We start from the raw sequence: 13,464 nt of genomic DNA on the forward strand, positions 1-13,464 counted from the left end.
TTGCCTTTTTTCTTTTTATTTGAATATTTCTTTTTTTACTTCACTTATTAAATATTCTTTTTGCTCTCCTGTTTTCATATTTTTCAGAATGAAACTTTCTTTTTCGCATTCCGATTCGCCAATTAAAACCACAAAAGGAATATTTCGTTTATCGGCATATGCCATTTGCTTTTTCATTTTTGCCGATTCAGGATATAATTCCGATTTTTTGCCCAAAGAACGTAATTTTTGAATGAGTTTTAGGCTCTGTAAGGCTTCTTTTTCTCCGAAATTGATACATAATACATCCAAAGTGTCGCCAATTTCTTCCGGAAATAGGTTTAATTCTTCCATTACTAGGCAAATACGGTCTAATCCGAAGGAAATTCCCACACCACTGATGCCTTTAAGTCCGAAAATGCTGGTAAGGTCATCATATCGACCGCCACCACCTATCGAACCCATTGCAATTCCCTCAGGAGCAGCAACTTCAAAGATGGCTCCCGTGTAATAATTTAGCCCTCGAGCAAGAGTTACATCCAAATCCAAAACAGCGGTTTGTAACGATAAATGATTTATAGCTTTTTCGATAAACTCCAGTTCTTCAATACCTTTTTTGCCTGTTTCAGAATCTTTTAGAATCTCTTTCAGAAGATTTATTTTCTCGGAAAAACTGCCTCCAAGACTAAAAATCGGACTTATTTTTTCAATCGCCTGCTCGGAAATTCCTTTGGAAAGCATTTCTTTTACAACACCTTCTTGCCCGATTTTATCCAATTTATCCAAAGCCACCGTAAAATCAATCAATTTTTCACTTTCACCGATAACCTCAGCAAAACCACTCAATATTTTTCGGTTATTGATTTTTATAGTTACTCCTTTCAAATTCAGCGAGGTAAAAACAGAATCATACAGCTGTACAAACTCCACTTCCTGCCAAAGACTGTTGCTTCCCACCACATCGGCATCGCATTGGTAAAACTCACGGAAACGCCCCTTTTGCGGACGGTCGGCACGCCAAACCGGCTGAATTTGAAAACGTTTGAACGGAAAAGTGATGTCGTTCTGATGCTGAACCACATACCGAGCAAAAGGTACGGTAAGGTCATAACGCAACGCCTTTTCGCAAATCTGTGGAGTGAGTTTGCCCACGTTTTTAGTTTCCCAATCGATAGTGTTCACTTTTTCAGCAAAATTTCCGGAATTTAAAATTTTGAAAATCAGTCGGTCACCTTCTTCTCCGTATTTTCCCATTAACGTTTCGTAATTTTCAAAACTCGGAGTTTCAATGGGTTGGAAACCAAATTTCACAAATTCGGCTCGTATTTTATCTATAATGTAGTTGCGTTTTGCTAATTCTGTTGGGGAAAAATCCCTCGTTCCTTTGGGTAAGCTGGGTTTTTGTACTGCCATAAATTTCTTATCTTAACAAACAAGTGGCAAAGTTAATAATTTAATTTGAAAAGCTCCGAATTGGTTAATTTTTCATTACCTTTGTCGGGATTTAACAAATTCATTTTACACAACCAAACATATTATTTATGCGTAAATTAACATTGTACTTTTCCGCATTGCTTTTGCTATTTTCTGTAAATGAAGCAAATGCACAGCTTTTCAAAAGTAAAAAGAAAAAAGCCCAAATTGAGGCTGAAGCCAAGAAAAAAGCCGAAGCAGCTAAACCCAAAGGCTTCGATGCTGTTATCCCAAAAACGGCAAAAACCACACAAGGATTGTTCACCGTTCATAAAGTGAACGACAAGTATTTCTACCAAATTCCCGATTCATTATTGGGTAAAGAAATGCTGATGGTTACTCGTATTTCTAAAACCGCAACAGGCATTGGTTTTGGAGGGGAAGAAGCTAACAATCAGGTAATCCGTTGGGAAAAGAAAGACAAAAAAATATTGGTGAGAATGGTCTCACATAGTATTATTGCCAGCGATAGTTTGCCTATTTACGAGGCAGTTATCAACTCAAACGTGGAACCCATTTTGGCAAGTTTCGACATTAAAACACGAGGGAAAGACAGTATTTCATCGGTTATTGAAATCAACGAACTTTTTGAAAAAGACACTAAACCTTTCGGATTATCAGAACATTACCGAAAACAATACAAAGTTGGAGGCTTAGATACCAAACGAAGTTTTATCGAGCGAGTAAAAACTTTTCCTAAAAACGTTGAAGTACGTAGCATCAAAACCTATAATGCTACCGAACCGCCCGCCCGTACCAGTCGCATTGCGGGAATCGTAACCGTGGAAATCAACAACTCAATGATTCTGCTTCCTGAAAATCCGATGAAACGCAGATATTTCGACGAGCGTGTGGGTTGGTTTACCACCAGCCAAACCGATTACGGGCTTCCTGTACAAAAAACAAAATCAGTTACTTATCTTGACCGTTGGCGATTGGAAGTAAAAGATGAAGACATCGAAAAATTCAAACGTGGCGAACTTGTTGAACCTAAAAAACCTATCGTTTATTACATCGACCGAGCTACACCAAAAGAATGGGCTCCGTACATAAAACAAGGTATCGAAGACTGGCAAAAAGCCTTTGAAGCAGCAGGATTTAAAAATGCAATCATCGCCAAAGACCCGCCAAGCAAAGAAGAAGACCCCGATTGGGACCCTGACGATATGCGTTATTCTGTGGTGCGTTACTTGGCGTCGCCCATACCGAATGCTAACGGTCCGCATATTAGCGACCCACGTACAGGCGAAATCTTAAATGCCAACATCAACTGGTATCATAACGTAATGACGCTGCTTCGCAATTGGTTTTTCGTGCAAACGGCAGCCATCAATCCTGATGCTCAAAAACCGGAATTTAAAACGGAAATTATGGGTCGTTTGATTCGATTTGTGTCTTCGCACGAAGTAGGTCACACCCTCGGATTGCCTCATAATATGGGAAGTAGCCACGCTTATCCTGTGGATTCGTTGCGTTCGGCTTCTTTCACCAAGAAACACGGAACAGCTCCTTCTATTATGGATTATGCTCGATTCAATTACATTGCTCAACCTGAGGATAAAGGCGTGGCTTTGATGCCCGAAATCGGGATTTATGACAAATATTCCATCGCTTGGGGATATCGCCCTATCTTGGATAAATCTGCCGAAGAAGAAAAAGAAATTCTAAACCAATGGATTTTAAAACACGCCGGCGACCCGCTCTATCGCTTTGGACATCAGCAAGTAGGACACATAGTTGACCCAAGTTCGCAATCGGAGGATTTAGGAGATGACGCAATGAAAGCAAGCACGTACGGAATTGCCAACCTCAAACGTATCGCTTCGAATTTGATAAATTGGACAACCAAAGACGGAGAAACTTACGAGGAATTAAAAACCCTTTACGGACAAGTTTTAGGGCAATATCGACTTTACATCGGGCACGTTTCGGCTAACGTTGGGGGCGTTTACGAGCATTACAAAACTGCTGACCAACCCGGTGAAGTGTACGTTTATGTTGAGAAAGACATTCAGAAAAAAGCAGTTCAATTCCTTAATAAAGAAGTGTTTAAAACCCCTTCTTGGCTTATTGATAATGCCATTATCAAACGTATTGAATATGCGGGAACTTTGGAGCGTATCAAAAACATACAGGCCGTTGGTTTATCGCATTTGTTAGATGTTGCCCGACTACATCGAGTTATTGAAAATGAAGCTCTTAACGGAGAAAAAGCCTACAAAATTACCGAATTGATGAATGACATTCGCAAAGGAGTATGGACAGAACTTACAACGGGAGCAAAAATAGATGCCTACCGCAGAAACTTGCAGCGTTCGCACGTGGAAATTTTAGGAAGAATATTACTGGAAACCAAACCTTTATCTCCTGCTCCACCAAGCCCGTATTTCAAAGGAACGAGTGCCAATGCACACACTTCGGACATAAAAGCTGCCGTTCGTGCTGAACTTTCACAAATCCGCACAATGGCTCGCTCGGCATCTTCGGCAGATGTTATGACCAAAAATCATCTGAAAGACATCGTTGCCCGTATCGATAAGTTGTTCGAAACGAAATAACAGCACGTAATTTTTCTAAAAAGGAATTATTAATTTGTATTAATTCAGATTAATAATTCCTTTTTTTATTTTTTTCTGACAAAAAATAATTTTTTCTCATTTCAAAATGGTATATTTGCATCCTTTAGAAGCATTTAATTTAAAATATCAATCTCCAAAATAATCATAATAAATAGAGAAACTTATGGAAAATAAAAAGTATTCCAGCAGAGAAAATTCAAATTCACAACGCACCAATAACTACAAGAAAAAAACTTATTCAAGCAACTTCAAAAAGGAATACAATAGCAATTCCTCTGAGAATTCTGACTACAAACCAAAATCAAACAATTTCAGAAAGAACAATAACAATCGATTTTCTTCTGAAAAAACAGAAACGAGTTCTTATAAAAAAACATATAATCCTAATTTTAAAGAAGATTCAGGACGAAAAAAGACTTATAATCCTAATTTCAAAAAGAATAACGATTATAAAAAGCCTTTTATTAAGAAAAATTACAACACTAACGCCGAAAGTGAAGCTCCAACGCCTGTAAATACAGAAATTCGATTGAATAAATTCATCGCAGATGCCGGAATTTGTTCTCGAAGAAACGCTGATATTTATATTTCATCGGGAAATGTTGAAGTGAACGGAGAAGTGATGACAACGTTAGGATACCGCGTAAAACCTACGGATATCGTAAAATTTGACGGAAAAGTAATCACTTCCGAGAAAAAGGAATACATTTTGCTGAACAAACCTAAAGGATTCATTACAACCACAAACGACGAAAAAGGACGAAAAACGGTAATGGATTTGGTAACCAATGCCACAACGGCTCGCATATTGCCTGTCGGGCGTTTGGACAGACCAACAACCGGGCTTCTGCTACTTACAAACGATGGTGAATTAGCCAAAAAATTGACGCATCCAACCCACGGAGTGCGAAAAATATATCACGTGGTACTTGATAGAAAGCTGGATTACAAGGATTTGATAAAAATTGAAGAAGGAATTGAGCTTGAAGACGGATTTATCCAAGTTGATGAAATTAGCTATGTGAATGACAAACCTAAAAATGAAATCGGGGTGAAGATTCACAGTGGAAGAAATCGTATCGTTCGTCGTATTTTTGAGCATTTAGGCTACAATGTTGAAAAATTAGATCGTGTTGTTTTTGCAGGATTGACGAAAAAAGATCTTCCTCGCGGACATTGGAGAAGACTAACTCAACAAGAAATTATAAACTTGAAAAATATAAAATAAATATGAAAGAGTTGCTAAAAATAAGCAACTCTTTTTATTTTTTACGTTGGCGTTTTGCTTCAAAAATTAAAACCGCAGCAGCCACAGATACATTCATTGAGTCGATGACACCTTCCATCGGGATTATTATATTTTGATGAGAATTTTGCAACCACTCATCTGTAAGTCCTTCATCTTCTGTTCCGACAACAATCGCCGAAGCTTCCTTAAACAATATTTCCGTGTAAGGTTTTGAAGCTGAAAGGGCTGCACAAAATATTTTTATATTTTTCTGTTTCAAAAAAGAAATAATTTCAGCGGTTGTTCCCATTGCTACAGAAGTTGTAAAAACACACCCAACACTTGAGCGAATAATATTGGGGTTGTACAAATCCGTTTTAGGATTAGCTATCAAAACGGCATCGATACCAGCTGCATCGGCAGTGCGTAGCAAAGCCCCTATATTCCCGGGTTTTTCAGGAGCCTCTGCTACCAAAATGAGAGGGTTATTATCCTTAAATTCAACATCTTTCAATAAATGAGATTTGGATTTTGCAACAGCGATAATTCCTTCCGTTGATGAGCGATAAGTAAGTTTTTCATATACTTCTTTCGAAATACAAATAGTTTGGACTTCTTTATTTCCTTTTGATAATAAGCGTTTTACCTTTTCTTCCGGAAAAATTTCTTTTTGAAACAATATGGTTTCCAAAACATAATTTCCTTGAATTGCCAATTGTATTTCCCGCTCACCTTCGATGACAAAAACGCCTTCTTTTTTTCTATTTCGGGATTTTTCTCTGAGCAAAATCAGTTGTTTAATAAACGGATTCTGAACACTTGTGATTTCTTTCATCTTCTGTTAAAATTCGAATTGCAAATTTATAAAATATCTTTTTAATAAATTTATTTTCAGTGTAAAAACAAAAAAACGGCAACCCTAACGCTGCCGTTCTCCTCAAGTTATGAATAAAATCAATACTGTCTATTTTTCTATGTAAGCCACACATTCCATCAATTCTGGCTTATTTTTGGTATAGGCATCCAACCAAATTTTCAACTCCTCCACCTCGTAAGGTAACAACCTATCTGTTGCTTTTTTAAGTTCCTTACGAAATAATCCCGGGTCAAAACTTACCTTTGATAAAATCGTTTTAGTGTACTCAATCATAGGTCTTTTCATAATAATTTTCTTTTTTGTTTCTCTATAGCAAAGATAGAAAATAAAAACGAAAGAATATGATAAAGATTCGTTAATTTTTAGTTAATCAATAGAATCAATCTAAATTAATTTTAAATAACATACGAGCCTGAATTCCTTCTTGTTGAGAAAGATTTTGAATCCTTTGGTACATTTCGTAAGCTTCTTTTCCCATTTCTTTTTGTAATGTATTTACTTTTAGAGAAGTTGGATATTCTTGAAACATCTCTTTAAGACTTGTTTTAAAAATTGGATAAGATTCTATGTTGTAAGATTCTAAGCCATTTTCCTTTGAAACGAAAGATAAAACATCGTTTAGTGTTCCTATTTCGTCCACCAAACCAATTTGTAAAGCTTCCCTCCCGCTCCATACACGTCCTTGAGCAATTTCATTTACCTGTTCCACAGACATATTACGTCCTTTTGCGACTCTGTTGAGGAATACATCATAAATATTTTCAACCGATTCCTTAGCTTCTTTGATAAAACTTTCAGTTGGCTTTTCAAACAAACTGTATTCCAATGAATTAGAATGCGTTGTGACTTGCTCTGCATTAATTCCCCACTTTTCTGCTAATTTATTCACGTTAGGATACGCTCCAAAAACTCCGATGGAACCTGTTATAGTGCCTTCTTCGGCAAAAATTCTGTCAGCATTGCAAGCAATGTAGTATCCTCCCGAAGCGGCATAATTCCCCATTGAAACATATACTTTTTTATGTTTTTTGGCAATCTCTATCTCTCTGTGAATCAATTCCGAAGCCAATGCACTTCCGCCGGGAGAATTTACTCGCAACACGATGGCTTTAACGTTTTTATCATCAGTGGCTTTTCTCAAAGATTTTATAATGGTTTCATCTCCTATAATACCCGGTTTTCCTACTCCGTACATAATATTTCCTTCGGCATAAATCACGGCAATTTTGTCTTTCGCTTTTTTCAGACTAACTTTAGTTGCCACACTTTCAGCATATTCTTCAATATTGATAAAGTTCACGTCATTAATTTCTGAAGATTGAGTTTTGTTACACAAAATTTGTTCAAATTCATCTTTAAAAATCACTCCGTCAATCAGATTATTTTCCTTTGCTAACTGAGGTGTTCTTGCATCCAAGTTGTCAGCGATTTGGTTTAGTTTTTCAATTGGAATATTCCTGTCTTTTGAAATATCTTCCACGATAACACTCCACATTGAGTTCAGTAATGTTGTGATTTGCAAGCGGTTTTCTTCGCTCATTTTGTTATCAAGGAAAGGCTCTACGGCACTTTTGTATTTTCCGTGACGAATAACTTCCATCGTTACGCCCGTTTTTTCCTGAATATCCTTAAAGAACAACACTTCGGAAGATAATCCCCTGAAATTCAAGTATCCAAGTGGATTCAAAAATACGCTATCAGCCACAGTTTGAAGATAATAATCCGTTTGAGGAATCATATCGTTATAAGCCAAAACGAATTTTCCTGAAGTTTTAAAATCTTGCAAAGCCGCACGCAATTCCTGCACGAATACGAGTCCGCCTATATTTCCGGGACTTTTGATGGTAATTCCCTCTATTCGGTCATCGGTTTTGGCATTTTCAATGGCTTGTAAAATGAAATTCATTCCGTTGAATTCTTCTATCGTATAATCAAAATCCTCAATATGAACACGTTCGGCATAATCTTTCAAAGGTGTTTTAAAATCTAATTCCAAAACAGAATTTTTTTTCACAACGACATTCGTATCATTTGCTCCTAAAGAAGAAACCATCATTGAAATAAAAATCAGAAACAATACAAAAAATATCCCAATGGATATAAAAAAGCCCAAAACGGCAGCCAATACATTTTTCAGAAAATTCATAACTTCAAATAAATTAAATTTTATATCAATACCATCAGTTGAAAATTGATAGCTCGCAAATATAATATTTTTTATCAGCTTTTTGTATTTTTTTGAAATTTACAAGTAAAATTACCTTTCTTTCCAAAAAAGAAGGCTACCCAAAGGCAGCCCTCAGTTAAATTTATTTGTAAATGATTCTTTTACAAAACACTGTTCAAATCTTTGTTTACTTCCCTTACTGCTGCTGCACTTTCTTGGAATTTAGCTTTTTCAGCATCGTTTAATTTAATTTCAACGATTTTTTCAACTCCGTTTCTACCAACAATTACAGGAACTCCTAAACAAATATCGCTTTGTCCGTACTCGCCTTCAAGAACTACCGAACAAGGGAACATTTTTTTCTGGTCGCACGCAATTGCCTGAACCAAAGCTGAAACCGCAGCTCCAGGAGCATACCAAGCCGACGTTCCTAACAATTTTGTCAAGGTAGCCCCGCCTACTTTAGTTTCTTGAGCTACGTTAGCCAATTTATCCTCGCACAAAAATTCTGAAACCGGCACTCCGTTACGTGTAGCCAAACGAGTTAAAGGAAGCATTCCTGTATCGCTATGAGCCGCAATTACCATACCATCAACATCTGAAAGTGGGCATTCCAAAGCTTCTGCCAAACGATATTTGAATCGAGCACTGTCCAAAGCTCCTCCCATTCCAATAATACGATTTTTAGGTAAGTTTGTAGCTTTTCTCACCAAATATGTCATCGTATCCATTGGGTTACTTACCACAATCACAATCACGTTTGGTGAATGTTTTACCAATTGCTCCACAACTGATTTTACGATATTGGCATTAGTTCCAATAAGCTCCTCACGAGTCATACCCGGTTTACGTGGAATCCCTGATGTGATAACTGCCACATCACTTCCTGCTGTTTTTGAATAATCGTTTGTTACCCCTACAATTCGTGTGTCAAATCCGTTAAGCGGAGCTGTTTGCATCAAATCCATCGCTTTACCTTCAGCAAAACCTTCTTTGATGTCCACTAAAACTACTTCTGATGCAAAGTTTTTAATTGCAATGTACTCAGCACAACTTGCTCCAACGGCTCCTGCACCTACTACTGTTACTTTCATATTTTATATATTTATTATGTTATATTTCCTCTGTATTACGGAGCTTCAAAGGTACAATTTTATAACAAATAAAGCAACAAATAAAAATTATTTTTTTGCATCAAACGCTAAAAATAAATCTATTCCAACACCTTTCGCATCGCATTGGCTTTTACAAGACATTCTTCATATTCCTTTTCAGCAATGGCTTCGGCAGTTATGGCACTTCCCACCGAAAAAGAAAGATACTTATTTTCAGAATTATACAAAATACTGCGAATAACCACATTAAAATCAAAATCGCCATCAGCAGTGAAATAACCCACCGCACCGCTATAAACTCCCCGCTTAGTAGCTTCCAGATTTTCAATTATTTGCATTGCCGAAATTTTCGGAGCCCCCGTCATACTTCCCATCGGAAAGGTAGAACGAATCACATCAACAGAATGCGTTCCCTCTTTTACTTTTACTTCAATAGTCGAAATAAGCTGATGTACTTGCCTAAAAGTGTATGGTTTACACAATTCCGTAACTTTTACACTGCCTTTTTCCGCGTAAAGCGACAAATCATTTCGAACTAAATCCACAATCATCACATTTTCAGAACGTTCCTTCGGATTTTGCTCTAACTCCAAACAGAGTTTTCTGTCTTCTTCCTGATTTTCAGAACGCCTTGCCGTTCCCTTAATTGGCTGAGAAACAACTACATTCCCTTTTCGTTGCAAATAACGCTCCGGAGATGCGGACAGAACATATTTTCCGTCAAATTTCAAAAAGCTGGCAAAAGGAGGCGTTGAAATATCGTTGAGTTTTTCGTAAACTGCAAGAGACTCAATTTCAATATTTTCAATATAAAATTCTTGACAAAAATTAGCCTCATAAATATCGCCTCGAGCAATGTGTTTTTGCATTTTTCCGACCTGTTTTACGTAATTTTCTTTCGAAATTCGTGCAGAAACCGGATTTTTTTGCAAAAACCCCGCCTTTTTTGAATTTGATTCCTCAGAAAAAGTACAAATCTTCTGAAAATCGCTATCAATTTCTTGAGAAACGTTTTCCAAATAACTGAAAACGAGACAATCTTCTTGAAAAAAAATTATTTTTTCGGGCTGAAAAAAATATATTTCGGGAAATAGAAGTCCGTCCGCATTGTTGGAAGACAATTTCTCCACATCATTTTTCAAATCGTACGACAAATAACCGAAAACATAGTCATTTGTGGCATCAATAAATGATTTTAGTGCATCAAAAGCACCTTTTGATTCATATTTTTTTAATATTTTATGCGGATAAAATGCTAAAACAGCTTCAAATCGACGATATTTATCCGGATAGTGATTGGAATCCAGCCAAATCATCTCAGTTTGTAAGGAATTTGCCCAAAACAGGGCTTTCTTTTTTATATTTTTTAAAGATTCTATCTTAAATTTCTTTTCGATACGCATTTTTCTTACTATTTTGCTTTTTCTACCGAATTTTTAATATTTCTCATTACGTATTCTCTTATTAGTTACATATTGACAATGAGATTCTTAAAATCATTACGCAAAAATACGGATTTTTTTTGATTTTTTGGATTTATTTCTATATTTGCCAGATTTTCAACCCAAACTTTCTAACAAATATGAAGATTTTAACGCTTTTCATTCTGTTTTTTACAGTTTCTATGTCTTTTTCTCAAATAAAAGGCAAAGTTACTGACAAAAATAATCAGCCTATCCCGTTTGTGAATATCTATCAGGAAAACGGAACTATTGGGACGACAACTAACGAAAAAGGCGATTATATACTGAACAGCCAACACAAAAAACTAACACTCGTCTTTCAGTCCTTAGGTTACAAAACAGAAAGAAAACAGCTTGATATTGAGCGTTTTCCTCACGAATTAAATATAACCCTGATGGAGGAAAGTTTTCAACTTAGTGAAGTGATTGTCAGCAATAAAGACAATCCAGCAAACACTATCATTCGTAATGCCATAAAAAACAGAGCGAAAAACAGCCAAAAAAACAACCGATTTGAAGCTGATTTCTACTCCAAAGGGTTTCTCAGAATGAAAAACGTTCCTAAAAAAATTTTAGGAAAGGAAGTAGGCGATTTGGACGGAAGTTTGGATTCTACCCGAACGGGAATTGTGTATCAGTCCGAGACCATTTCAAAAATTAAGTTTCAGAAGCCCAACAAGGTAAAGGAACACATCATCGCTTCCAAAGTAGCGGGAAACAGTAACGGATTCAGTATCAACACCGCAGCCGAAGCCAATTTCGATTTTTATGACGAATATCTGAATTTTGAAGCCCAAATGGTTTCGCCCATCGCCGATGCCGCCTTTTCCTATTACAGGTATGAGTTGGAAAGCACCTTTTACAACGATAAAGGTCTTTTAATCAATAAGATAAAATTACTCCCGAAGCGAGACAAAGAGCCTGTTTTTGAAGGTTACATTTACATTATGGAAGACTCGTGGGCGATTTACGGGGTAGAGGTTATTCTCAAAGGCTATCGTATGCAAAATCCTGCCTTTAAAGAGCTTCGTTTGGTTCAGAATTTCAGTTTTAATGAGGCAGAACAAACTTGGTATAAAACGCTACAAACCATTGACCTGAAAGCCAAAGTTTTTATGATTGAACTGGAAGGAATTTTCTCGTATGTATATAGCAATCATAACTTTAAAGAAACTTTTGACAAGAAAGAATTCAGGGGAGAAATCCGTAGTTTTTCGGACAATGCCAATAAAAAAGACAGCTTATTTTGGACAAAATTTCGTCAAATTCCGCTTACCGAAGAAGAAACGAAAAATTACATCAAAAAAGACAGTATTGAACTGGTGCGTTCGTCCGAAAAATACACCGATTCGGTAGAAACTAAACGCAATAAATTCAGCATTTGGGACATCTTTACAGGGTACAGTTATCGCAAAAAATCAAAAGGCATTTACTTGTCTTACAACGGATTGACAGACCCAATGAGTGTCGGATTCAACACCGTGCAGGGGTTGTTTTTAGGCACTGGTTTTTCTTTTTACAAATCCAACAAAGAAACCTTTGCTTCAACAAACATTTACACGGATTTGCAGTACAGTTTTTCTGAAAATCGTCTTCGTATCACGGGCGGAATCAGCAGACAATTTAACCGAATTAACAACGCAAAACTTCGGATTTGGGGAGGCGTACAAGCCCAACAATTCAACAAGGAAAATCCGATTTCGGGAGCAATTAATGAAGTTACTTCACTGTTTTTCAAGGACAATTATATGAAGGTGTACAACGATGAATTTTTTAATATTTCGTACGGACAAGACATTTCAAATAACATCAACCTTTCGGGAAATTTCTCTTTCAGCTGGCGTAAACCCTTGTTTAACAACACGAATTATTCTTGGACTAAGCGGGATAAACCCTACACGTCCAACAACCCACTGCTACCTTACGACTATGAGCAAAGTTTTAGCAAACATTACGTTGCCAAACTTTCTGTAAATGCCGATTTTTACATCAACCGAACTTATACCAGTTTGCCAAAACGACGCATTTACGACTATGAAAATTCCTATCCTTCGTTTCATTTAAGCCTTACCAATGCGTTCATTTCCAGCGAAAAATCCTTACAACACCAGCATTTGGAAGGACGGATAAAATATGCACCTTCCTTCGACAATAAAGGAAATCTTTACGTCAATATACGGAGCGGAGCGTTTTTCAATGCTAAGGACATCAACTTTATTGATTATAAGCATTTTAACGGAAATCAAACACACGTGCAATTGCAGGAAAATCCTAACAATTCCTTCTATTTGCTCCCCTACTATTCGCATTCCACGAACAAACATTATGTAGAAACTCATATCCGACATCGTTTTAACGGCTACTTTTCCAACAAAATTCCATTTTTTAACAAATTGCAATGGCATTTCACTGCCGGATTTCATCAAATCAATCGGCAAGGTTCAAAACCTTATCAAGAATTTACTTTTGGTTTGGAAAATATCGGTTGGGGAATGGTTCGTTTCCTTCGGGTGGAATATGTTCGGGCCTACCAAGGCGGTTTCATTCGTGATGGAGTAATGTTCGGACTTACGTTTTAAATTA

9 protein-coding genes are annotated in these 13,464 nt (G+C 36.8%); 3 read left to right on the forward strand and 6 right to left on the reverse strand.

Features of this window, described 5'->3' with window-relative positions:
• Positions 1 to 15 precede the first annotated feature (15 nt).
• Positions 16 to 1,392, reverse strand: a complete 1,377-nt coding sequence (gene hisS, locus CGC58_RS03435) for a histidine--tRNA ligase (RefSeq protein WP_095895125.1) — start codon at positions 1,390 to 1,392, stop codon at positions 16 to 18.
• A 128-nt stretch (positions 1,393 to 1,520) separates the two neighbouring features.
• Here hisS and CGC58_RS03440 point away from each other — a divergent pair, with 128 nt between their 5' ends.
• Both CGC58_RS03440 and CGC58_RS03445 read left to right on the forward strand, forming a co-directional pair.
• Positions 1,521 to 4,010: a zinc-dependent metalloprotease gene (locus CGC58_RS03440; RefSeq protein WP_095895126.1), complete on the forward strand. Its 2,490-nt coding sequence runs from the start codon at positions 1,521 to 1,523 to the stop codon at positions 4,008 to 4,010.
• Between the two features lie 184 nt (positions 4,011 to 4,194).
• A complete protein-coding gene (locus CGC58_RS03445) occupies positions 4,195 to 5,259 on the forward strand; it encodes a pseudouridine synthase (RefSeq protein ID WP_095895127.1) in 1,065 nt (354 codons plus the stop codon).
• A gap of 34 nt (positions 5,260 to 5,293) precedes the next feature.
• Here the strand turns inward: CGC58_RS03445 and CGC58_RS03450 are convergent, their stop codons facing one another.
• From CGC58_RS03450 to CGC58_RS03470, 5 genes are all read right to left on the reverse strand, one after another.
• Positions 5,294 to 6,094, reverse strand: a complete 801-nt coding sequence (locus CGC58_RS03450; RefSeq protein ID WP_095895128.1) for a TrmH family RNA methyltransferase — start codon at positions 6,092 to 6,094, stop codon at positions 5,294 to 5,296.
• 129 nt (positions 6,095 to 6,223) lie between these two features.
• Positions 6,224 to 6,421, reverse strand: a complete 198-nt coding sequence (locus CGC58_RS03455) for a hypothetical protein (protein ID WP_095895129.1) — start codon at positions 6,419 to 6,421, stop codon at positions 6,224 to 6,226.
• Between the two features lie 94 nt (positions 6,422 to 6,515).
• Positions 6,516 to 8,282, reverse strand: a complete 1,767-nt coding sequence (sppA, locus tag CGC58_RS03460) for a signal peptide peptidase SppA (protein WP_095895130.1) — start codon at positions 8,280 to 8,282, stop codon at positions 6,516 to 6,518.
• A 182-nt stretch (positions 8,283 to 8,464) separates the two neighbouring features.
• Entirely contained in the window at positions 8,465 to 9,397 is a 933-nt protein-coding gene (mdh, locus tag CGC58_RS03465; protein WP_095895131.1) for a malate dehydrogenase, read from the reverse strand.
• 119 nt (positions 9,398 to 9,516) lie between these two features.
• Positions 9,517 to 10,821, reverse strand: a complete 1,305-nt coding sequence (locus tag CGC58_RS03470; protein WP_095895132.1) for an anthranilate synthase component I family protein — start codon at positions 10,819 to 10,821, stop codon at positions 9,517 to 9,519.
• Positions 10,822 to 11,000: 179 nt separating this feature from the next.
• Here CGC58_RS03470 and CGC58_RS03475 point away from each other — a divergent pair, with 179 nt between their 5' ends.
• Entirely contained in the window at positions 11,001 to 13,460 is a 2,460-nt protein-coding gene (locus CGC58_RS03475) for a DUF5686 and carboxypeptidase regulatory-like domain-containing protein (RefSeq protein ID WP_095895133.1), read from the forward strand.
• The last annotated feature ends 4 nt before the right edge of the window (positions 13,461 to 13,464 follow it).

The organism is Capnocytophaga stomatis (genome assembly GCF_002302635.1).
GTDB lineage: Bacteria > Bacteroidota > Bacteroidia > Flavobacteriales > Flavobacteriaceae > Capnocytophaga > Capnocytophaga stomatis.

Excerpts from the sequence above, each read along its gene's own strand:
- hisS (WP_095895125.1), bottom strand. The coding sequence starts at position 1,392 with ATGGCAGTACAAAAACCCAGCTTACCCAAAGGAACGAGGGATTTTTCC.
- CGC58_RS03440 (WP_095895126.1), top strand. The coding sequence starts at position 1,521 with ATGCGTAAATTAACATTGTACTTTTCCGCATTGCTTTTGCTATTTTCT.
- CGC58_RS03445 (WP_095895127.1), top strand. The coding sequence starts at position 4,195 with ATGGAAAATAAAAAGTATTCCAGCAGAGAAAATTCAAATTCACAACGC.
- CGC58_RS03450 (WP_095895128.1), bottom strand. The coding sequence starts at position 6,094 with ATGAAAGAAATCACAAGTGTTCAGAATCCGTTTATTAAACAACTGATT.
- CGC58_RS03455 (WP_095895129.1), bottom strand. The coding sequence starts at position 6,421 with ATGAAAAGACCTATGATTGAGTACACTAAAACGATTTTATCAAAGGTA.
- sppA (WP_095895130.1), bottom strand. The coding sequence starts at position 8,282 with ATGAATTTTCTGAAAAATGTATTGGCTGCCGTTTTGGGCTTTTTTATA.
- mdh (WP_095895131.1), bottom strand. The coding sequence starts at position 9,397 with ATGAAAGTAACAGTAGTAGGTGCAGGAGCCGTTGGAGCAAGTTGTGCT.
- CGC58_RS03470 (WP_095895132.1), bottom strand. The coding sequence starts at position 10,821 with ATGCGTATCGAAAAGAAATTTAAGATAGAATCTTTAAAAAATATAAAA.
- CGC58_RS03475 (WP_095895133.1), top strand. The coding sequence starts at position 11,001 with ATGAAGATTTTAACGCTTTTCATTCTGTTTTTTACAGTTTCTATGTCT.